Here is a 21,905-nt window from a genome sequence, read left to right as displayed (position 1 = left end):
AAAGGGGATTCCTATGCCAAAACATAGAAAACAAAGCAAAATAAAGATTTATAGAATAACAAGCTATAAAAAAGACAAACGTTCTGAATTAGACTCTAACAAATTTGAACTAGAACAGCAGGAAATAGAAAATAAGCAGGACAAGCACGGTAAACAAGGCAAACAAGACAAACAAGACAAACAGGATAAACAGGACAAACAGGACAAACAGGATAAACAGGACAAGCAAGCACAAACGGAAAATGTAGTCATAGTACCCACGGATTCACACAACCTAGATATATGGGATGAAATTTCTTTAAAAGAAATACAAGCTGGTGAACATACAAGTTTATTGAATGAAAAAAGCAATTATCAAAATATTCATTTGCTACAAGTAAGCGATATCCGTTTATATTTGGACAAGCAACTACAATTCAGTTCCGTCGATGAGCAAATTTATCATGAAGCACTTGTACATCCAATTATGTCAAAAGTAATTGATCCAAAACGTGTTCTCATATTAGGTGGTGGCGATGGCCTTGCCCTGCGAGAAGTTTTGAAATATGAAACTGTGCTACATGTAGACCTTGTTGATTTAGATGAGGCAATGATTAATATGGCACGTAATGTTCCAGAAATAGTATCTTTAAACAACAATGCATTTTTGGATAGTCGCGTGAATGTGCACGTATGTGATGCGAAAGAATTTCTAAATTCTCCTTCATCCTTATACGATGTAATTATTATTGATTTTCCTGATCCAGCAACAGAAATTTTAAGTACTTTATATACAAGCGAACTTTTTGCTCGGATAGCTACATTCTTAACAGAAGATGGGGCATTCGTCTGCCAATCTAATTCACCTGCTGATGCACCTCTAGTATATTGGAGTATCGGTAATACAATTGAACATGCGGGATTAACTGTGAAAAGTTATCATACAATCGTTCCTTCTTTCGGAACTGACTGGGGATTTCATATTGCCGCTAATTCTGCCTATGTACTCGATCAAATTGAGCAATTATATGTAGTGCCAACGCCTCGAACATTACCTTCCCTTCTTTCTCCTTTATTTCAATTTAGAGAAGAACATTTAGAACAACGTAATCTCGCTCTTTTAAACTCAGAATCGAATCTTATCCTACATCAATGTTACAAACAGGAAATGGAATTTTAACAACATTATAGTAAGGAGCGCTACCTTATGGAATATTCTACTTTCGGTAAGCATATAATAGTAGATTTATGGGGAGTGGATTTTTCCCTATTAGATGATATTTACTTTTTAGAACATCATTTAGTTCACGCTGCTGATCAATCTGGTGCCCACGTTTTAAACGTAAGTACAAAAGAATTTAATCCGCATGGTGTTACTGTTTTAGTTTTACTATCAGAAAGCCACCTCTCTATTCACACTTATCCAGAAAAAAACTTTGCCGCCATTGATTGTTATACGTGCGGTACAACCGTTGAACCGCAAATAGCGATTGATTATATCGTAAGTATATTGAAACCAAATGAGATGCATATAAAAAAACTGATTCGTGGTATAGGAGAAATTGTTACTGTCGATTAAATACCACTCTTACTCATTTGTAAAAAGGAGGATTGTAAATACCATCAGTGGAACAAACACTCCACTGATGGTACAGACACATACATAAAAAACCTTGCATACGCAAGGTTCATTCAGCTACCGACATCTTCTTATATAATTCTACAAATTCACTCGCTAATTCCTTCACCGTAATTGCATTCATTAAATGATCTTGTGCGTGCACCATCAGAAGGGTAACTTCGGTCTTTTCACCACCGGCTTCTTTCTGTATGAGATCCGTTTGTACACGGTGTGCCTCTTTTAATTCCTCTAACGCTTCTTGTAATTTCGCTTCTGCTTCTGTAAACTCCCCACGCTTCGCGCAATCAATTGCTTCCATTGAACAACTTCTCGCATTTCCCCCATGCAAGATTAAGTGAAAGGCCTTCGTTTCTATCGTATCCATTTTAGTTCTTTACTCCCCCTTTTCTTCCGCCACTTTTTGTTTATCCCATATTTTTAAGAACGGTAAATAAATGAAGAATGCAAGCGCAAAGTTAACAAGTTGTAAAACAACACCTGAAATTTTCCCACCTGATCCTAAATATCCACTAAATAGAATTGGTGTCGTCCAAGGAACAGCAGCACCGCTCGGACGAGCAACTAATCCCCATTCCATTGCAAAGTAAGAAACAATTGTTAACACAACTGGAACCAATATAAATGGAATTAATAAAATTGGATTCATGACAATTGGCATCCCAAAAGTTACCATCTCATTAATATTAAATATACCAGGCGCAATTGACAATCTACCTATACTTTTTAATTGCTGACTTCGGGCAAATAATAACATTCCTACAACTAAAGCAAGCGTTGCACCAGATCCGCCCATATAAATCCATAAATCAAAAAACTGTGCAGTAATCGTATTTGGTATATCTTGCCCTGCTTGGTAAGCAATTCGGTTTTGATCCATTAACGACAACCAAACGGGACTCATTACACCACCAACAATAGTAGCTCCATGAATTCCACATGACCAAAGAACATGAACGAGAATAACAGCTATTATTGCGCCCCAAAGACTAGCACCAAGTACACTAAGTGGTTCCTGTAAAATTTGCCCTACAATATTATGGATACTGCCAAAAGAAGTATTTTCTATAATTAAGCGTAAAAGCCAAATAACCGTTACAACAATAAATCCTGGAACAAGCGCGGCAAATGAACGTGTCACAGCTGGCGGAACTGTCTCTGGCATCTTTATAATTATCTTTTTTTGTACAATAAACCGATAAAGTTCAGTAGATATAAGTGCAATAATCATTGCTACAAATAACCCTTGGCTTCCCATTAATACAGCTGGGATAGCACCTTCTACAAGTACACTCTCTTTTGTACTTGGTATAATATATGCAACTTGAAATGGTGTCGCAAGTAAAAACGTCACAAGCGACAATGCCCCGGATGCTAAAGCGTCCACTTTATAATATTCTCCAAGTCTGTAAGCGATTCCAAAAACAGCTATTAAAGCCATTATATTAAAAGTTGCACTAACTGGATACCCCAAAGCCCTCTGCCAATTCTCCCCAAACAAACCTGCCATAAAATCATTATAACCTGGTATTGGTAAAGCACTAATGATGAGGAAAAATGATCCTATAATTAAGAACGGCATCGTCAATACAAGTCCATCACGAATTGCTAGCAAATGCCTCTGCTCTGCAACCTTTCCTGCTACCGGCATTACATATTTCTCTAAAAACCGTATCATCTATCCCACTCTCCTCATGGTTTCATTGACAAAGCTGCTTGCAAGATAGCTTCCCCATTACAAAGTCCGTAATGAACGGATTGAATGACATCAACAGGTACCCCTTTCTCCTTACATAATTCCTTCATTTTCGGTAATAAATAACGTACTTGTGGCCCAAGTAAAAGTACATCAGCTTTATCAATATGGCTATTTACTTCAGAACCTGATACAGCCCAAATCTTTACCTCTATTCCTCTTGCCTCTGCTGCTTTCTCCATTTTAGTAACAATCAAACTGGAAGACATTCCCGCTGCACAGCAAAGCAAAATATTCATCTCGCTTCCCTCCCCCTTCTTCTCAACCTAAATGATGGCGCATCCCTTACCACAACTAGGTTACAAATATATATGTCTAGATTTCCTGCTGTATGCCGAGCTTAAAAACAAAAATTTCTCGGTTTTCACGCTATTCCATCTATCCGTATTCTCCTAGTAAAGAGGACTTTAACTCGCTATAATAATTCAGTATGATTTTTTTAATTGATAGGAGGATATATTTATGAAGGCATATCGCTTTCCACTTATTTTATTATCTTCCATCCTAATTGGTGGTTTCATTGGTTATTTCATGGGTGCCGATGCAGTTGCTTTAAAGCCGCTTGGTGACATTTTCTTAAACTTAATGTTTACGATTGTTGTACCGTTAGTGTTCTTTAGCATCGCGTCATCTATTGCTAATATGGATGGATTAAAACGTTTCGGTAAAATTATGTCTAGTATGGCTGGGACTTTCTTATTTACAAGTATTTTAGCTGCTATTTTTATGATTATTGTCGTGAAAGTATTCCCGCCAGCACAAGGTGTTGTATTAGAACTAACCCAACCTGACAAAGCTGAAAAAGCAGTTAGTGTTGCAGATCAAATCGTCGGTATTCTAACAGTATCTGACTTCTCGAAGTTACTATCTCGTGAAAATATGTTAGCTCTTATTTTCTTCTCTATTTTAATGGGGATTGCAACTTCAGCAGTTGGTGAAAAAGGAAAACCATTCGCTACATTCTTACAAGCTGGTGCAGAAATTTCAATGAAAGTCGTATCTTTCATTATGTACTACGCTCCAATCGGACTTGCTGCTTACTTCGCAGCATTAGTTGGTGAATTCGGACCACAGCTTCTTGGAACTTACTTCCGAGCAGCAATGGTATACTATCCAGCGTCTCTTATTTACTTCTTTGTATTCTTTACGTTCTATGCATACCTTGCAGGTCGCAAGCAAGGTGTACAAGTATTTTGGAAGAACATGGTCTCTCCTACAGTTACATCTCTTGCAACTTGTAGTAGTGCCGCAAGTATTCCAGCGAACTTAGAAGCAACGAAGAAAATGGGTATCTCTTCTGACGTTCGTGAAACAGTTGTCCTTCTTGGATCTACACTTCATAAAGACGGCTCTGTTTTAGGCGGCGTATTAAAAATTGCTTTCTTATTCGGTATTTTCAACATGGAATTCGAAGGACCAAAAACATTAGCAATCGCACTTGTTGTTTCTCTATTAGTAGGAACAGTAATGGGCGCTATTCCAGGCGGCGGTATGATTGGTGAAATGTTAATCGTTTCTTTATATGGCTTCCCGCCAGAAGCATTGCCAATTATCGCAGCAATTAGTACAATCATTGATCCTCCTGCAACGATGTTAAACGTAACAGCAGATAACGCTTGTGCCGTAATGACAGCTCGCCTTGTAGAAGGTAAGAACTGGATCAAAAACAAATTTGCTTAATAGATAGAAAGAGGATGCTCGTTTTGAGCATCCTCTTTTTGTCGTTATTTGTTGATAAGTCGATATCCCTTGTCGAAACGTCGATATATTGAAAAAATCGTTGATATATTTGAAGTTATGAACGATATATCCGAAAAATCGTCGATATAATCTATTCTGCCACAAATTTGTTAAAATCTTCACAAATATTCCACATCCATTATTCATTCTCCGTACTATAATCATGTATGGAAAAGGAGATGGACCTAATGACACAAAGCGCACCTGAATTTAAAGTTTTGCAAAGCATTGCATTCCTTGCTGTCGTTTTGCAAAGTTCGTTATTATATACAATGAATCAAGGACATGTTTTACTTGAGCAATCCCTCATTATGGGCATGCTATTTAACCTTGCAAAATTTTCAGCACCTGCATTCATATTTATCGTCGGCTTCCACTTAATTCGTCACTATACAAAGCAATTAGTATACAAAGAATATATTTCTGAAAAAGCCGCACATTTACTCATTCCTTATCTCTTCTGGTCTATTCTTTACTTATTAACAACAAACGATATGATTACACTACAAAGCGGAATAAAAAGTTTATTACTCGGAACAGCCGCACCCCATCTTTGGTATGTGATTATGATGTTTCAAATTCACCTACTGTTCCCTTTACTGTGCACACTATTTTATTGGTTTCAAAAACGAACAGAAAATAAAAAAGACATATATAAATATATGACCGTCTTTGCTTGCCTATATTTCCTCTTAATGTGGTATTCTTCGCACTACATTTTTAATGGCGAGAAATTGACTAGCTCAACCATTTTACATTATACAGACCGTTCCTTCTTCTTCTACTCATTCTATTTCGTCATGGGAGGAATCGCTGCTGTAGCACTAAAAACTTGGCGGCTATTCGTCATGAAACATATCCCACTTATCACAATCTTATTTTTCATCTTATTTTTATTTATCAATTATGAACTATTTAGTTTTTACGGCGCAAACTCTATTCATTTAACCGTTTCAACTTATTTAAAACCGTCTATGTTTTTATATATCGTATGCGAAATTATCATACTTTACGTACTATCTATTACAATCGTACAGCGACGCGGTTTCTTATATAAAGCTTTACGATTTATCGGGAATTACACATATGGTGCTTATTTAGCTCACTTTTTCTTCTTGCAACTATGTACAAAGTTTCTTTCTCTATTCACACTGCAAGAAAACACAATATTATATAGCCTATTATTATTTACAATAACAGCCACAATCTCGATTTCAGCAATGGTCATATGCAGTGCACTACCATTTCATACATGGATTACAGGACCTTCTCCTACGACAAATATGAGATGGGCGAAGATTGTACTTCGGAAAAATCACGAAAAGGTATTCAAACCATATCTTTGATATAATAGAATTCCATACAGGAAAAGAAAGTAGGACACACCTATGATTAATCAAATTGGACAAATTATGCTATATGTAAATAATCAAGATGAAGCCATGCAATTTTGGACTGAGACAGTAGGATTCCAAATTATTGCGGAAGAAAATAACGGACAAGGTTTTCGCTGGATTGAAATTGCACCGTCAAAAGAAGCAGGAACAAGCATCGTCCTTCACGATAAAGAGTTAATTGCAAAGATGCAACCTGAATTAAACTTAGGTACTCCTTCACTTATGTTCTTCTCTAACAACTTAGATCAACTATATAAAGATCTTTCTGAGAAAAACGTTACGGTTGGACAAGTTGTAGATTTACCTACAGGTAGAGCATTCAACTTTGCTGATAATGAAAACAATTACTTTGCGGTAATGGAACGCAAATAATAGGCCAAAAAATGGTTCTCCTTTCATACATATACATTGAAAGGAGAACCATTTTATATTTTCTCTATAGTTTTACGCTTCTTTCTTCTATATAAAGCAACTAGAAATGCACCGACAATGATAGCACCTGCTCCTATCATTCGTTTATCTACTCCAACAACTTCCTTAATCTCTTCTTTTTCCTTTTCGTCATATGGAACACGGTGTCCTCGAACGAGCAACCTATGCGTGTTTACACCATATGGCGTACATGTAATTAGTGTCACATAATCTTGATTTTCAACTACTGTTAAATCATCTGTTTCTTCTGGTAGCACTACTTTAATTTGATCTACTTTATATGCTAATACTTTATCTAAAGAATGAATATAAAAAACATCCGCCTTTTCTAATTTATCCAAATCTGTAAATAATACAGCAGATGGTAACCCCCTATGTCCAGTCAAAATAGAATGTGTTCCTTCTCCGCCAACTGGCAAAGAGGAATTCTCTATATGACCTACCCCTCTACTTAAAACATCCTCAGACGTTCCATGATATATAGGAAGCTTCACATTAATTTTAGGAATTTCTACATAGCCCATTACTTCTCCTACATTCAACATATCTACGTAAGAACTGGAATTTCCACTCTTATCGGAACGAAATGGATCTGTAACGGTCTGTCTCTCCTGTTGTAGTTTCTCATTGTACTCTTTCGCTTCTTTTTCTTTACGTTTAATCTCTTCCCTTTGCAGCTCTTTCACCTTTTTGTCATATGTACTTACTTCAGAATAATGCGCTCTTGTCGCTAACCAATTACTCACCGTCGGGTATAAAAAAATACTAAGTCCTACTAAAAAGATGCATCCAAAAATAATATTACGTTTCATAATATACCCCTTTATTATGCATATGTAGTTCCATTTATCCCGCTATTTACCGGGCAGTAAATAACGAAAAGAGGAAGATGTTCTTTCTCCCTCTTTTCTCCCTATACTCGTACGCTTATTAAGCTTTTCTTCTTAAGAACATAAACGCTGCGCCCATTAATACAAGGCCAACTACTGTGAAGAGGATTGTCCCAATTCCACCTGTTGCAGGAAGGATCCAGCCACTCTTATTATTTTCTACAGTTAATTTCACTGTTTGGTTATCTTTATCAATCTTAACTTTAATTGGCTCTCTTAACTTTTGATAAGATTTCACTTCACCTTTATCAGTATACTTCGGTGCTTCAATTTCGACGATTTCGTATTCACCGTAAGGGATGTTATACCAATTAATCATCCCATCTTTATCAGATACGCCGACAACGTCAACACCTTTTACTTTTACAACTTTACCATCTTTTCGTAATTCAAATTTTGCACCTTCTAAAGCATCTTTAGTTGCACCGTCAATTTTTTTCAATGAAATTTTACCATCAGTTACGATAACCGTTACAGGAGGTGTTGTTGTTTCATCGTCTGGTGGTGTTACTTTATCACCAGTTTCATAATCGATTTTTGCTATATTTTTTATTTCTGTTCCACCGTTAATATCTCCATTTACTTTCGCCTTGATTTGCAAATGTAGTTCTTTTTTACCTTCTAAAGCTTTAAAATTCTCTACAGTAACTGTCACTAATTGACCTGCAGCAGTCTTTTCACCTAGCGTTACTTTTACAACATCAGAAGATACTTTTTCACCATCAATTGTAACAACTGGTGTACCGATGATTGTTAATCTTGGGTCAACGTTATCTGTTATTACGTATTTTTTGTACAGATGAATATCACCTGGTAGTTTCGTTTTAATGTCGTATGTGAATTCTTCATCTACGTTAATTGGTAAACCATTTAAATTACCGTTAATCTTCTTATCAATTGTCGGTTTTTTATAGTTTATAATTTTATCTAGTTTTACAATTTCCCCATAACCTGCTTGACCGTCTTTAGGAAATGCACCTGATTTTTCAACTTTAAATTCATATTTTTTAGGATCTAAAACATATCCTTCTAGTGCTTTTGACTCTTTGAAATAATATTCTCCATACAATAAACCGTCAACGCGGATTTTACCATCCTTATCTGTCTTTAGATCCTTTAATTCTTTTCCTGCTTTATCTACTACTACTTTATCAGTCCCTTTATGATATAGTGTGAATTCTACATCTTTTAATGGTTTGCCTGCATCGTCTACTTTCGTTAATTCTACTGCTCCACGCTTGATTTCATTTTTTGGATAAATATGAACGTCGTAGTTTAATTTTTTACCTTCTTTATCAGTCATTGGGATATCAATTGTATATGGCTCTGTATTTATATTTACGTTATCTGGACCGCTAACTTCTTTCACTAAGTAACGACCGATTGGAAGGTCCTTAAAAGTTACTGTACCATCTTCACCTGTTACGTCGCTAATAGGTGTTGCATTGTCAACTTTCTCAACAGCTTCTTTTACAATTTCTCCATTTCTTTCAATCACTTTAAAAGTTGCAACTTTTACAACTTCATACTTTACTCCTTTTATCGGTGTTGCCCCTTCAGGAACTTTCTGACCAGGTTCACCAGTTCCTTCTTCACCTTTTTGTCCATCTTTTTCATGCGCATATTTATGAATTGTTAAAGACCCTTTTGTCGGAACCTCATTTGCTGCAAATGCACTTGGCAGTGTTGAAAGCATTAATATAAATGCTAAAACCATACTAAATACCTTTTTCATACTCGTATTGCCCCCTTTATATTTTATAAATTACTGTCCCCTTTTCGGAAATAGAGAAATAGCGTTAACACAATGAGTAATGTGCTAAATAAGTAAATGAGATTTGTTCCAAACCCTCCTGTATTCGGAATGACCCATTCACTCTTGTTGTTCTCTACTTTCAACTTTTGCAAAGGTGATGTAAGTTCTACATGAATTGATCCCTTCAAGATCATGTAACCTGTCGGTGCTTTTATTTCTTTAATTTCATATTTACCGAATACTAGCGGTTCAGAAATTGCTTTTCCACTTTCATCGGTTACTAATTTTCCGACTACATTTCCATCTTTATCGATAATTTGAAACTCTGCATTTTTCAGTTTCAACGTATGATCCTTTGCATCTACTTTTTCAATTTCAATTTTCCCTGACGGAGGAGGTTCCACTGCTATTTCTACTGATGGTTTTTGTGGAGAAATATTATCTCCTTTTACCGTACCTACGTTCAGTATTTTTTTATCTTCATAACCATCTTTTATCTTCACTTGAAATACGATTGTATGCCATTCGGTATCTTGAATGTCTCCGAGTCTCCCTATTACTTTTCCAGCCTTATAATGACCACTGTCAGTATCTTCGGCATCCGTTACTACATTGCCATCCACCCGAATTGATCCTGGTACATATTCCACACCTTCTGGCAATTGGTCTTCTACTAAAGAATTTTTTATGATGCTATCTTTGACTGTATTACGAACCTTAATCGTATATTCAATCGTATCTTTTACTTCATACTTCTTACCTTGTTGTAAGTTCTTTACTTCCTTCACTGATTCCACTTTCGGATTCTTATAATCTACTTTTACTAGTTTTTCAGGTTCCTGCGGTGTAATGTTCTCTCCCGTTACCTTCGCTTTATTTACTATTTCTTTCCCTGCTTGATTCGTTTTCACTTTCACATGGAACACTACTGTATGCCACTCTGTATCTCGAATATCTCCAAACTTCCCGGTTATTTTTCCAGTCTTATAATGGCCACTATCCCCATCTTCAGCATCTGTGACAACTTTCCCATCTATTCGAATCGTCCCCGGCACATATTCCACACCTTCTGGTAATGAATCCTCAATAATAGCATTCTTTATCATGCTACTCGCTACGTTATTACGCATTTTCACCGTATATTCAATCGTATCTCCGACTTCATATATGCTCTTACCTTGCTGTAAGTTCTTTGCTTCTTTTACCGTTTCTAGCTTTGGATCTTTCGGTTCTATTACAATAGATTTCTCTGGTTCTTGCGGTACAATATTCTCACCTGTTATTTTTCCTATGTTACGAATCGTCTTATCTAACTGGTCCGATTTTACTTTCGCTTGGAAGGTGACCGTATGCCATCCTGTATCTGTAATATCACCTAAATTCCCAATCACTTTACCTATCGTATAGTGGCCGCTATCTTGATCTACAGCGTCCGTCACCGCTTTTCCATCTACCTTAATGGTCCCTGGTACATAATCTACCCCGTTTGGTAATGAATCTTCTATTACAATCTTTTTCGCGATGCTATTCTCAATTTTGTTACGCATTTTAACTGTGTATTCAATCGTATCTCCGACCTCATACCTACTCTTACCTTGTACATTTTTCACTTCTTTAACCGACTCTATTTCAGGGTTTCTTGCAATAACCTCGTTTACAACTTCATTGGAGTTTGTATATTCTTTTGAGCCCTTCAATAAGTTACCATAATCTATTCTTGCTTTATTTGTAACTTGCTTTCCAATATAACTTGGTAAAGCCCTTACTTTAAATTGAACTGTAATTCCATTTGGATCCTCTTCTGTATTTTGTACGTCGCCTAATTTAACAGTGACTTTTTTGTCTTTATAAAAGCCTGCATCATTATCTTCTGCATCTGTTATAGCTTTTTCGGTTCCATCGGCTTTTACTTGTATAGAACCAGGCACATATTCTGTTCCATCTGGAATCATGTCAGTGAACATTGCTTCACCGGCAACATCTCCGCCGTGATTTTTAACGTTCACCGTATACGTCAACTCATCTCCTGCATACACTTTTCCTTCTGGACTTACAGATTTCGTTACCGTAACACAAGGTTCTGTTCCAAGAAAAATATCATCTAGGAAATTTCCTACTGATAGAGCGTTTCCGTATGTTTTTACAGCCTCAAAACCGAATCGAGTTAACGTTTGACCTGCTGGAACTGTATAAGTCCCGCTATAGCGGCCCCATGCTTTATTATCATCTTCCATCGTTTGAATAGTAGGTAAGGAAGTAATATTCGCACTTGCTGACCCAATACGAACTCGCATCGTATCTTTCCCATCTCTTCCCCTATGAGCTAATCGCCAATAAATCGTTTGTCCTGGAGTCGTTTTCACATCTTGATATAACATTCCAGGTTCCCTTGCATTTAGTTCGGCAAATTGCTCTCCTTCTGCTGGAAGTGGTGACGCCATCGGTATTCTATCTCTCGTTCTCCAAATTTCTATTACTTTATAACGATCTGTCGTTCTCCAGCCCTCTACTTTATCTTGATCAATAAAGAAGTCTTTCGTTACCCTTGGCTTTTCAAATCCACCATTTTTTAGGACAACTCTATTTTGCTGAACACATGTATTATCTACTAAACTTGCTGGTGCAATATCTTTTATCCAGGAAGACGTCCCCATTCGTTTCTCTTCAACCGCTACAGGAGTATCCTTCCCATAAGGTCGACCCGGATCAAAATCTTTAACAGTTTCTGGATTAGATTGCTCTTTTGCAGAACTTATTTCTATATCTTTTGGTTGTTCTGCTTTAGAATCTGCTTCTGTACCTTTCGGTTGTTCTGTTATAGAATCTGTCTCCGCATGCATCGTCATGTTGTCAATAAAACTGATAGGTATATCCGCGAACACTAATAAAAGCATCAACAGTACTAAAAAGGATTTTTGTCTTCTTAGCTTCTTTTTTCGCCTCCATATGTTCATATACGATATCCCACTCCTCCCCAGACTTCTTGACTTATTACTACGGCATTTGCATTGTACTTTCCATTTCGAAAAGGAAAATGAATTTACATCATTAAGAGTGAGGATCGGTAATTTCCAAAGGAACGGTTCATCATTATACGTATAAGAACATTTACTGAATGATCATCCAGTCAAAAGTCCAAACAAACCAACATATAAACTATGTATGTCTCCTCTTCCTTTCTTAAAAACATTTGAATACCTTTCCTATCATGTAAAACAATGCCAATATTTAATTTGTACGTTCATTATATTTATTTCAAAAAAACTTTTCCATAATATTCTAACAATTGGTATAGTCCAATTTTAGAATATTCAAAATACTTTAAGCGCATATATATAGAAAAACAAATTAAATACTCGCACTATGCACCCCTTCTCTTATATAGGGACTAGTGTATAAAAAAATAATGCAATACTCTTTTTGCTACAAGCAAAATAAAAAGAAGTCATCCCCAAAAATCGGATAACTTCTTTTTATTTTAAGAAACTTGTTCTGCATTCGTTTCCCTATGTTGTATATGGCTCGTGATCCAAGCAATTCCACCAGCAACAACGAGATAGCATAACAATATTAAAATTTGCATTTGTAATTGCGACCAATCTCCTAAAGAAATCACATCTTGCAATCCTCTAAGAGAATGGGACATTGGGAGAAATTGTCCAATCTTGCTAAGAACAGCTATATTTAATTCTCCTGGGAAAGTCCCACCGCTCGTCGCTAATTGCAAGACGAGAAGCGTTACCGCTAAAAACTTTCCAACAAGACCAAATACCGTTACTAACATAAGAATAAACGTCATGAACGTAAAGGAAATAACGATACTTGATAAAACAAAGAGTGGCACACTTGCAACTTCTAATTTCATAACTCCTAGCACAACCACATCCACAAGTAGTGCTTGAATAAGTCCAATTACATATACTAACCCTAATTTGTTAATAAAATGTACTGTTCCACTTACTTTCATATTTTGTCTACGGCCAAGCGGTAAAATATTTGATGCCATAATTCCGCCAACATAAAATGCAAGTGATAAGAAATATGGTGCAATACCTGAACCGTAATTAGGCACGTCAGAAACTGTTGACTTCACTAATTGAACTGGCTCTGAGAACATCGTATTGCGTGCATCATCATTGCGAACATCCGCTATCTTCTCTGCGCCCTCTCCCAATTTCGTAGAAAGTTCTTTCGCACCATCGTCAAGTTTAACAAGTCCGTTCGTTAACTGATCAGCACCATGATTCAGCTCTGTTCCCCCGCTCGCAAGTTGATTTACACCTTCTTGTAATGATGTAAATCCAGTTCCCCATTTCGTAAATCCACTAGCTAAATTTGTAGCACCATCTGCTATCTTTTTCGTTCCAGCAGTAGCTTCATTTAACTTAACTCCGAATGTATTCATACCTTCTTCAACCTTATGCTGACCATCTGCAAGCTTCTGTGCACCTTGTGTCAATTGTTTCTGACTATTATTTAAAGTGTTTGTTGCTTGAGCTAATCCATTAGAAGTAGCGATAATCTTTTGAAAAGCAGGGTCTTGCTGCACCTCTGGATGACTTTTCACGTACTCTTCTAATTGTTGTTTTACACTATTTGCTGCATTGTCCGCTTTCACTTGCCCGTCAGCAAGTTTCTCACTTCCGTTCACCCATTCATTTGTACCAGCACTTAATTCACTAACCCCTGATTGTAAGTTTTTTTCACCTTGTGCTAATAACTCCATACCACTATGAAGGGATTTTGCCCCTTCACTCAGCTCATTCGCTCCATCAGTTAAAGCTGATTGACTAGAAGCAAGTTTTTCACTTCCCTCTTTCACTTTTGATGTCCCGTCACTTAAACGATGAATACCATCTGCAAGCTGATTTGCCCCATTTCTTGCATCTGTCGTTCCTTCATGTAACTTCCCAGCACCATTACTTGCATCACTCAACCCTTGTGCTAAGTCTTGAAACTTTGAAAAGACACCTTCTGTATAAGATTTCGTAATACTATTTGAAATTTTTGTTTTCATATTTTCAACAGCTGTCGTTCCAATTTGCGCTGCTACAAAGTTTTTACCCGGATTTACTTTGTACTGCAATTGTGCTGGTTCTGGTTTTTCATCCATAAGTGTACTTACCTTTTTAGAGAAATCGGCTGGAATCGTAACAACCATATAATACTTATCTTCTTTTAGCCCTTCCTCAGCATTTTTTTCTGATACGAAATGAAAAGCCAGTTCCTTATTCTCTTTTAAATTTTTTACAAAATCGTCTCCTGCATGAATTGTTTTCTCATCCATTGCAGCACCCTTATCTAAATTTACAATCGCAACAGGTAATTTATCTAATTTTCCGTATGGATCCCAATATCCAGCTAAAAAGAACCCTGAATAAATTAAAGGAACGATTAACAAAAAAATTAAAGCGATACGCCCATGTTTATGGTGCCACATCGCTTTCCAATCTTTAAATACAAGTTGAATTCCTTTCATGAAACATACTCCTTCTCCGAATTTCACACCATTAGAATGGTTTAACAGATTTACTATACACGTCCATTTCCATACTGTATAATACATCTTTAATTATCAATCCATTCCTTTTGGTCTATAGAAAGGAGAGTCAAAATGGAACTTCTTCAACTAAAATACTTTCAAACAGTTGCGCGATTAGAGCATATGACAAAAGCCGCTGAAGAATTGCATATCGCACAGCCTTCACTCAGCAAAACAATTGCTAGATTAGAAAAGGACTTAGGCGTTCCGTTATTTGACCGCCAAGGGCGACAAATTACATTAAACTCTTTCGGGAAAGTATTTTTAAAACGAGTAGAGCGCATTTTTCATGAATTAAGTGAAGGCGAACGAGAAATTAAAGATTTAGCTGACTTACAACAAAGCTCTATTACGTTGGCTGTTTCTATTCCAAGAATATTACCCGAACTAATTGGTTCTTTTTTACTAGAACATCCTAACGTTCGATTCCAACAATTTCTCGCATCTACTCCTTCTATGAAACGACAACTAGATAATATAGAAATTGACTTTTGCATTTCTTCTGTGCCAATTGAAGGCGAAGAGATTATTTGGGAACCACTTATTACAGAAGAAATTTTCTTAGTCGTCCCTTCAGGGCACCGTTTATCAGAACGTGAAAGTGTATATTTGCATGAAGTAAAAGACGAACCGTTCATTAGTATGAACACTGGTTACGGATTTCGGCACTTAACAGATGAATTTTGTAAAGAAGCTGGCTTCACTCCACATATTGCTTTTGAAGTAGATGAACCAACCGTGATTAGCGACCTGATTAAGCAAGGCCTCGGCATCGCCTTTGTCCCAAGTTTAACTTTATTAAAAAACTCTACTTTAGCATTAAATAAGTTACGTATTATTGAACCAAATTGTGAGCGAACGATTGGGTTAAGCTGGTCAAAAAAACGTTACTTATCGAAAACTGCTCAGAAATTCCGTGAATTCGTAATTGATTACTTCTCCAATATTAGGACTTAAAATGATATTAAACAATAAAAGATGCCATCCCCATAGGGTGGCACCTTTTATTTTTCACTCTTCTCTAATTCTATTTCAGCTAAAAGCGGCAAAACATTATCAAAAATATGCGTATTGTTATTTTCGCCTGTTACATATCCACCGTAGTATCTACTAAATACGTTGTCATTTCGGAATGTGGCCATATGATCATATAATTCCTTTGCGAAATTTGTATCACCTGTTTGTAGTACGTACAAAATCGTTAATCCGTAAGCGGCTGGCGATTCATAATTCACAGTTTGTTTTCCCGTTTCTAAATTGTAACGACCGTATAGCTTTCCATCCTCCTGAAATTTCTTCTTTATAAATTCCAAATAAGCATCTGATGAAAGACCACCTAAACTACGATGATATGCAACGTATGATTGGTCAATCAGATTCACTTCTTTGTCGTACGTAAATGTACCATCTGCTTTATACTCTTTCGGGAATGCCCATCCATGCCTTGGATAATCCGCTAAAAATTGAACGACTTCCTCATATTGCTGAGCAGAAACTTTTCCATACTTTTTCATATAGGAGAATGCATGCGGATTTACATATGACGTTGTTGCAAAATCATTTTGTTTCCTTGCATCTGCATCATAATAATCAACATAATAATTACCTTTCTTATTATAACGAATTACAGCATCACTCAATTGATCTGCCAAGTTTTTATAGCGCTCTTCCTTGTACATTTCATAAGCGCGATATAACTGTTCTATAATACGAAGATCATCAATAAGTGCATTTGTAGCTGACTGCATTTCTCCCTTTTCAGAGATTTTCCATAAAACAATTTGGTTCTTATGTACAAAATTATTTTGAATAACCTTAACTTGTTCATCGAATAACGCTTGATCGTCTTTATCGAGTGTATATTGCAGCCATAGTCCTGCTGATTCCGATAAAGCTTCACGGCCTTTCGCTTCACCAGTACCTGCTTTTGTATCCTCTAAACGATATGTAGCAAGCGTCCCATTTTCATTCACCATATGTCTTAAAATAAAATGTTCCGTACGGTTTCCTTGCAAAGCTGACCAAAATACAATTCCACCTAAAGCGATTAAGAGAACAACCCCAACCCCTATATATAAACGTTTCCGCAATCCTTTCACCTCCCTATTAAGGCTAACCTTAATTTTACCAGAACATACACAAATTTAAAAAAGACAATCTATTAGATTGTCTCCCGTTCCTTTATCATCCCTCACAAGCCTCTTTAGAAGGTCTATATAGCGATTCTACGAGTCGATCATACTCACTACGCGTAATCTCTTTATTATACAGCTTCAATAATAAATCTCTATGCTCTTTTGAAAATGCCATCTTTTTAATGACTTCAGGATACATAAAACATCCTCTCCATTTCACATAAACTTCTTCACTCCAAAAACAGAACTTATGTTCGCATAAAAGATTATAAAATATTCCTCACTAAAAAACAAACAAAATATTAACTTCTTTCTATTTAGAATATTCAAACATAATATTATCATATCCACTTTTTAAATACATATATATTTTTGGAAGTTTTTTTGAATAAATCTTCCAATTCAATCAGAAAATAATGGCAAAAAAGAAGAGGAGTTTACATATGGATACGGTAACATTAGCAAGAGCATTTTTCGGTTCTTCACTAGCATTCCACATTATCTTCGCAACACTTGGTGTCGGACTTTCATTAATGATTTTTATAAGTGAAATACTCTATCACTGGAAGAAAGATTCCGACTACGCCATTATGGCGAAAAGATGGACAAAGGCTTTTGCCATCCTTCTCGGTGTAGCAATTCCAACTGGAACAATCGTTGGTGTGCAAATCTCACTGCTTTGGCCTGGTTTTGCCAAAATTGTTGGGCAGGTTATTTCTGTTCCCTTTCAAATTGAGATTTTCGCCTTCTTTTTAGAGGCTTTGTTCATGTCCATTTATGTATATGCAGCTGACAAACTACCTCCATTCATGAGATTAATCTCGCTATTCTTCGTCATGATTGGTGCCACGGCATCCGCCGTGCTTATTACATCGGCAAATACATGGATGAATACACCCGCGGGCTTTTCAATGGGACCAGATGGATCAGTTTTTAACGTTGATCCGTGGAAAGCTTTCTTTAATCCGAGTTTTGGTACGAGCGCATTCCACGTTGTGATTACAGCCTACGCAACTGGAGCTGCCGTCATTGCCTCTATCGCCGGATTTAAATTATTAAAGAAGAATGTAAGTGAACGTGAAGTGGCATATCATAAAAAAGGACTACTGTTAGGACTCGTCGTGACATTTATTACAGGCGCTACGATGTGGCTTTCGGGACACGAATCGGCAATTGCTTTACATAAGCATTCCCCTGAAAAACTGGCATCTGCTGAAGCTTTATTTGAAACGACATCACATGCACCGTTATCAATTGGCGGCGTTGTAGATCCTAACACACTTGAACTAAACTATGCACTAGAAATTCCGAACATGCTTAGCCTACTAGTAGGACTAGACCCTAACACTGTCGTAAAAGGACTAAAGGAATTTCCACAAGAAACATGGCCACCATTTTACACGCATACACTGTTCAATTTAATGGTTGGCACTGCTGCCTTTACCTTTGCAGTTGCAGCAATTGCCCTCTTATATTGGTACTTTGTTTACCGAAAAAAAGAAACAGAGCTACCGAAGTGGCTTCTTTGGGGAGCTGCCGCATGTGGACCAGTTATGATGCTCGGCATTGAATTTGGGTGGATTTTCAGCTGTAGCGGTCGTCAGCCATGGACCATTTACGGTATGCAACGTACAGTCGATGCTTCTACACGCGCCGATTTTGTCGGTCCTTTATTTATTCTATTCATCATTTTATATATTGGACTCGGTATTTTAACAGTTTTTGTACTACGGACATTCTTTAAGAAACATCCGCTTACAAATGATTTACATCACGAAGGAGGCGATTCTCGTGCATGAGGAAAGTATTGCAATCATCATCTTATGGGCTCTTATTTTCGTATACAGTATATTAGGGTCCATCGATTTTGGAGCAGGTTTTTGGGGCATGGTATACGCAAAACATCCAACGCTAGCTGCCAAGCTTGCCAACCGATACTTATCACCGACTTGGGAAGTAACAAATACATTTCTCGTCTTTGTCGTTGTCGCTTTTCTTGGCTTCTTTCCGAAAGCCGCTTTTACCCTAGCAACGGTAATGTTCGTACCCGTTATGTTAATTCTAGTACTCGTGGCAATTCGCAGTACATTTATGGTATTTGCTTATTCCCTGCCGAAGTACCAACACCTTCTTCGTATTATTTCAGGTATTACAGGACTCTTAATTCCAGCCCTATTAATTACCGTTTTACCTGTTACAGAAGGTGCCTATATTACAATGTCTGAAGGAAAAGAAGTACTCCTATATGGAAAACTTCTTTCTAGTCCTGTTATTTATTGTTATATGCTCTTCGGACTAACTTCGGAACTATTTCTTTCCTCTCTCTTTCTTGCTGATTTTGCGAGAGAACAAGGTTCAGAAGATGCATATAGAATTTATAGAAGAAACGCGATTATCCTTGGTCCTGCAACGCTCGTTACGGCGATTATTGCCCTCGTTGTAATGGATCCGGAAACACACTGGCTTATGCAAGGGCTAATAAAGCAATTCACATGGTTTACAGTTTCTATCGTTTTATTCATTATCGGATACTCTTCTCTTTGGTGGACAAACAAGAAGTATGACACACTAGGATACCCTCGCATTGCCGTTTTAGCAGTCGTCGCTCAATATGCATTTGCAAGTTATGCTTACGGCGTTGCGCATTTACCGTATATTATTTATCCTGATGTAACTGTATTTACAAGCTTTACAACGGTCGAAACATTCTATGCATTGCTTATTCTATATGCAATTGGGATTGCAATTTTATTACCAGGATTTATTTTCTTCTGGAATTTATTCTTGAAGGATCGGACTTTTTTGAAGGAAAAATAATATTGTAGGGCCTGTTCCAAAAGGTATTTTGGGATGGGCTCCTTTTGTCATGTTTTGTCGATAAGTCGATATAATTTAAAAATCGCTGATATATTTTGAGTTGCGCCGATATATTTCAATAATCGCTGATATATTTTGAGTTGCGCCGATATATCTCCATAATCGCCCATATAAATTTCATTTACTATCTTACTGCCCCATTAATTTCTAGACTCCTCTCACAATAGTTATTTCACTAAGAGAGATACTTGTCCCATAACTTGAAAAACACATATTTATTGCACTCCGTTATACGTCTAGTTCTTCTTATTTTTTGCTGAATATACTACCAATACAAACCTTAAGACAAGCTACATTACTTTAAGGAAAAGTAGAAAGGTAGGTAAAATATGAGCATTGAAATATGGATTACTATTATTGTATTCTTCTTAACAATGATTGTTATCTTTTGGCGACCTCGTGGTTTAAATGAGGCGTGGCCGGCAGCAATTGGCGCTGGCATTATCCTGATTACTGGACTTGTATCAAAACCAGACGTCATGGACATTATTAGTAAAATTGGCGGTGCCTCCATAACAATATTAGCGACCATCGTTATGGCGGTTATATTAGAAAGCTTCGGATTCTTCCACTGGTCCGCAGCGAAACTTGCAAACCTAGCAAAAGGCTCCGGGCGCCGATTATACTGGTATATTCAATTATTATGTTTTCTTATGACTCTTTTATTTAATAACGACGGTAGTATTTTAATTACAACGCCAATCTTAATTCTTCTCCTAAAAAATCTTCAATTAAAACCGCATCAACAAATCCCTTATTTATTAAGCGGTGCTTTAATCGCTACTGCATCTAGTGCACCAATTGGTGTAAGTAATATCGTAAACTTAATCGCATTAAATATCGTGAATATGACTCTTTATATGCATACTGCTATGATGTTTGTACCTGCAACATTAGGACTATTGTTTATGTCATGGCTTATGTATACGGTTTTGAAGAAAAAACTTCCGAAAAAATTGCCTGTTTCTTCATATGATATTGAAGAAATATTCTTCACGAAAAACTTTCATCCGTTAAAAGGAAAAAATTCAGTTGATACGAAACAAAAACGGACAAGGTTCATGCTAAAAGTATTAGGCTTCGTCTTCCTTATGCGCTGTCTTCTATTCGTTGCATCCTTCTTATCCATCCCAATCGAGATTGTTGCCGTACTCGGTTCACTCATTCTTCTCATTTGGAGATGGTACTACTTACGAACGAACCCTGTCGATATTTTGAAAAAGACACCGTGGCACATTTTGATTTTTGCTTTCTCTATGTATGTCATTATTTACGGGCTCCACAACGCAGGATTAACAGCAGCGCTTGTCCAATGGCTTGAACCAGTTGTAAGTCAACATCTGCTTTATGCTAGCTTTGCAATGGGTGGACTCGTTTCTCTCCTCTCCAATGTCTTCAATAATCACCCTGCACTTATGATTGGGACCATTACGTTAACAGAAATGGGATTAGATCCAGTCACATTAAAAACTATCTATCTCGCAAATATCATTGGTAGTGACATCGGTTCACTATTATTACCAATCGGTACGCTAGCTTCTCTCATTTGGATGTATATCCTGAAACAAAACAAAATTAAAGTAAAATGGAAAGACTATTTAAGTGTATCCCTTATCGTTATTCCACTCACAACAGTCGTTACATTATTCCTCTTATTCTACTGGGTACATCTCTTCTTCGCCTTATAAAGTGAAACTTTAATCAGCCCTAACTAATCGGGCTTTTACGGGCAGTTGCCCCCCACCTAACTTCTTTGCTTCCG

General features: G+C 36.9%; 18 protein-coding genes. 9 read left to right on the top strand and 9 right to left on the bottom strand.

Features of this window, described 5'->3' with window-relative positions:
- Positions 1–13 precede the first annotated feature (13 nt).
- Together PDQ40_RS15790 and speD are read left to right on the top strand one after the other, a co-directional pair.
- Positions 14–1,159: a polyamine aminopropyltransferase gene (locus PDQ40_RS15790; RefSeq protein ID WP_076856027.1), complete on the top strand. Its 1,146-nt coding sequence runs from the start codon at positions 14–16 to the stop codon at positions 1,157–1,159.
- Positions 1,160–1,186: 27 nt separating this feature from the next.
- A complete protein-coding gene (gene speD / locus PDQ40_RS15785) occupies positions 1,187–1,558 on the top strand; it encodes an adenosylmethionine decarboxylase (protein ID WP_000456819.1) in 372 nt (123 codons plus the stop codon).
- 109 nt (positions 1,559–1,667) lie between these two features.
- Here the strand turns inward: speD and PDQ40_RS15780 are convergent, their stop codons facing one another.
- From PDQ40_RS15780 to PDQ40_RS15770, 3 genes are read right to left on the bottom strand one after another with little or no spacing between them, the layout of a single operon-like run.
- On the bottom strand, positions 1,668–1,985 hold the full coding sequence (locus PDQ40_RS15780) for a PTS lactose/cellobiose transporter subunit IIA (protein WP_000379634.1): 318 nt from the start codon (positions 1,983–1,985) through the stop codon (positions 1,668–1,670).
- A gap of 9 nt (positions 1,986–1,994) precedes the next feature.
- The gene (gene celB, locus PDQ40_RS15775) at positions 1,995–3,296 is read right to left on the bottom strand and encodes a PTS cellobiose transporter subunit IIC (RefSeq protein ID WP_000617774.1); all 1,302 of its coding nucleotides are present in this window, start codon (positions 3,294–3,296) and stop codon (positions 1,995–1,997) included.
- Positions 3,297–3,310: 14 nt separating this feature from the next.
- Positions 3,311–3,613, bottom strand: coding sequence for a PTS sugar transporter subunit IIB (locus PDQ40_RS15770; RefSeq protein WP_001023546.1), 303 nt, complete (start codon positions 3,611–3,613; stop codon positions 3,311–3,313).
- Between the two features lie 223 nt (positions 3,614–3,836).
- Between PDQ40_RS15770 and PDQ40_RS15765 the strand changes: the two genes are divergently transcribed.
- The 3 genes from PDQ40_RS15765 (at position 3,837) to PDQ40_RS15755 (ending at position 6,883) form a co-directional block, all read left to right on the top strand.
- Positions 3,837–5,054, top strand: a complete 1,218-nt coding sequence (locus tag PDQ40_RS15765) for a dicarboxylate/amino acid:cation symporter (RefSeq protein ID WP_000649370.1) — start codon at positions 3,837–3,839, stop codon at positions 5,052–5,054.
- 248 nt (positions 5,055–5,302) lie between these two features.
- A complete protein-coding gene (locus PDQ40_RS15760; RefSeq protein WP_214328443.1) occupies positions 5,303–6,460 on the top strand; it encodes an acyltransferase in 1,158 nt (385 codons plus the stop codon).
- A gap of 42 nt (positions 6,461–6,502) precedes the next feature.
- On the top strand, positions 6,503–6,883 hold the full coding sequence (locus PDQ40_RS15755) for a VOC family protein (protein WP_000609839.1): 381 nt from the start codon (positions 6,503–6,505) through the stop codon (positions 6,881–6,883).
- Between the two features lie 53 nt (positions 6,884–6,936).
- Here the strand turns inward: PDQ40_RS15755 and PDQ40_RS15750 are convergent, their stop codons facing one another.
- From PDQ40_RS15750 to PDQ40_RS15735, 4 genes are all read right to left on the bottom strand, one after another.
- Positions 6,937–7,755, bottom strand: coding sequence for a class C sortase (locus tag PDQ40_RS15750; RefSeq protein WP_000827779.1), 819 nt, complete (start codon positions 7,753–7,755; stop codon positions 6,937–6,939).
- A gap of 118 nt (positions 7,756–7,873) precedes the next feature.
- Positions 7,874–9,568, bottom strand: coding sequence for a SpaH/EbpB family LPXTG-anchored major pilin (locus PDQ40_RS15745; protein ID WP_000755298.1), 1,695 nt, complete (start codon positions 9,566–9,568; stop codon positions 7,874–7,876).
- A 23-nt stretch (positions 9,569–9,591) separates the two neighbouring features.
- Positions 9,592–12,543, bottom strand: a complete 2,952-nt coding sequence (locus PDQ40_RS15740) for an isopeptide-forming domain-containing fimbrial protein (RefSeq protein WP_001028691.1) — start codon at positions 12,541–12,543, stop codon at positions 9,592–9,594.
- 524 nt (positions 12,544–13,067) lie between these two features.
- Positions 13,068–15,068 (bottom strand): YhgE/Pip domain-containing protein, encoded by a 2,001-nt coding sequence (locus PDQ40_RS15735; protein ID WP_000676362.1) that lies wholly within the window; start codon positions 15,066–15,068, stop codon positions 13,068–13,070.
- A gap of 135 nt (positions 15,069–15,203) precedes the next feature.
- Between PDQ40_RS15735 and PDQ40_RS15730 the strand changes: the two genes are divergently transcribed.
- Complete coding sequence (locus PDQ40_RS15730) at positions 15,204–16,088, top strand: LysR family transcriptional regulator (RefSeq protein ID WP_000421916.1); 885 nt, start codon at positions 15,204–15,206, stop codon at positions 16,086–16,088.
- A 47-nt stretch (positions 16,089–16,135) separates the two neighbouring features.
- On the opposite strand, the gene PDQ40_RS15725 is transcribed toward PDQ40_RS15730, so the two are convergent.
- Positions 16,136–17,221: a transcriptional regulator gene (locus tag PDQ40_RS15725; RefSeq protein ID WP_140158757.1), complete on the bottom strand. Its 1,086-nt coding sequence runs from the start codon at positions 17,219–17,221 to the stop codon at positions 16,136–16,138.
- 94 nt (positions 17,222–17,315) lie between these two features.
- The gene (locus tag PDQ40_RS15720) at positions 17,316–17,465 is read right to left on the bottom strand and encodes a hypothetical protein (RefSeq protein WP_000283184.1); all 150 of its coding nucleotides are present in this window, start codon (positions 17,463–17,465) and stop codon (positions 17,316–17,318) included.
- Positions 17,466–17,709: 244 nt separating this feature from the next.
- Between PDQ40_RS15720 and cydA the strand changes: the two genes are divergently transcribed.
- From cydA to PDQ40_RS15705, 3 genes are all read left to right on the top strand, one after another.
- Positions 17,710–19,065 (top strand): cytochrome ubiquinol oxidase subunit I, encoded by a 1,356-nt coding sequence (gene cydA, locus PDQ40_RS15715; RefSeq protein WP_000381959.1) that lies wholly within the window; start codon positions 17,710–17,712, stop codon positions 19,063–19,065.
- A complete protein-coding gene (locus PDQ40_RS15710) occupies positions 19,058–20,083 on the top strand; it encodes a cytochrome d ubiquinol oxidase subunit II (protein WP_000544181.1) in 1,026 nt (341 codons plus the stop codon). The genes cydA and PDQ40_RS15710 overlap by 8 nt, the downstream gene beginning before the upstream one ends.
- Before the next feature lie 389 nt (positions 20,084–20,472).
- Complete coding sequence (locus tag PDQ40_RS15705) at positions 20,473–21,831, top strand: arsenic transporter (protein ID WP_048557370.1); 1,359 nt, start codon at positions 20,473–20,475, stop codon at positions 21,829–21,831.
- The last annotated feature ends 74 nt before the right edge of the window (positions 21,832–21,905 follow it).

Source organism: Bacillus cereus group sp. Bc061 (assembly GCF_027715825.1).
GTDB lineage: Bacteria > Bacillota > Bacilli > Bacillales > Bacillaceae_G > Bacillus_A > Bacillus_A paranthracis.
This window is presented reverse-complemented; position numbering and strand designations above follow the sequence as displayed.

Coding starts and splice junctions, on each gene's coding strand:
- PDQ40_RS15745 (WP_000755298.1), bottom strand. CDS start 9,568: ATGAAAAAGGTATTTAGTATGGTTTTAGCATTTATATTAATGCTTTCA.
- PDQ40_RS15730 (WP_000421916.1), top strand. CDS start 15,204: ATGGAACTTCTTCAACTAAAATACTTTCAAACAGTTGCGCGATTAGAG.
- PDQ40_RS15740 (WP_001028691.1), bottom strand. CDS start 12,543: ATGAACATATGGAGGCGAAAAAAGAAGCTAAGAAGACAAAAATCCTTT.
- PDQ40_RS15755 (WP_000609839.1), top strand. CDS start 6,503: ATGATTAATCAAATTGGACAAATTATGCTATATGTAAATAATCAAGAT.
- PDQ40_RS15780 (WP_000379634.1), bottom strand. CDS start 1,985: ATGGATACGATAGAAACGAAGGCCTTTCACTTAATCTTGCATGGGGGA.
- celB (WP_000617774.1), bottom strand. CDS start 3,296: ATGATACGGTTTTTAGAGAAATATGTAATGCCGGTAGCAGGAAAGGTT.
- PDQ40_RS15720 (WP_000283184.1), bottom strand. CDS start 17,465: ATGTATCCTGAAGTCATTAAAAAGATGGCATTTTCAAAAGAGCATAGA.
- PDQ40_RS15770 (WP_001023546.1), bottom strand. CDS start 3,613: ATGAATATTTTGCTTTGCTGTGCAGCGGGAATGTCTTCCAGTTTGATT.
- speD (WP_000456819.1), top strand. CDS start 1,187: ATGGAATATTCTACTTTCGGTAAGCATATAATAGTAGATTTATGGGGA.
- PDQ40_RS15735 (WP_000676362.1), bottom strand. CDS start 15,068: ATGAAAGGAATTCAACTTGTATTTAAAGATTGGAAAGCGATGTGGCAC.
- PDQ40_RS15760 (WP_214328443.1), top strand. CDS start 5,303: ATGACACAAAGCGCACCTGAATTTAAAGTTTTGCAAAGCATTGCATTC.
- cydA (WP_000381959.1), top strand. CDS start 17,710: ATGGATACGGTAACATTAGCAAGAGCATTTTTCGGTTCTTCACTAGCA.
- PDQ40_RS15750 (WP_000827779.1), bottom strand. CDS start 7,755: ATGAAACGTAATATTATTTTTGGATGCATCTTTTTAGTAGGACTTAGT.
- PDQ40_RS15790 (WP_076856027.1), top strand. CDS start 14: ATGCCAAAACATAGAAAACAAAGCAAAATAAAGATTTATAGAATAACA.
- PDQ40_RS15705 (WP_048557370.1), top strand. CDS start 20,473: ATGAGCATTGAAATATGGATTACTATTATTGTATTCTTCTTAACAATG.
- PDQ40_RS15765 (WP_000649370.1), top strand. CDS start 3,837: ATGAAGGCATATCGCTTTCCACTTATTTTATTATCTTCCATCCTAATT.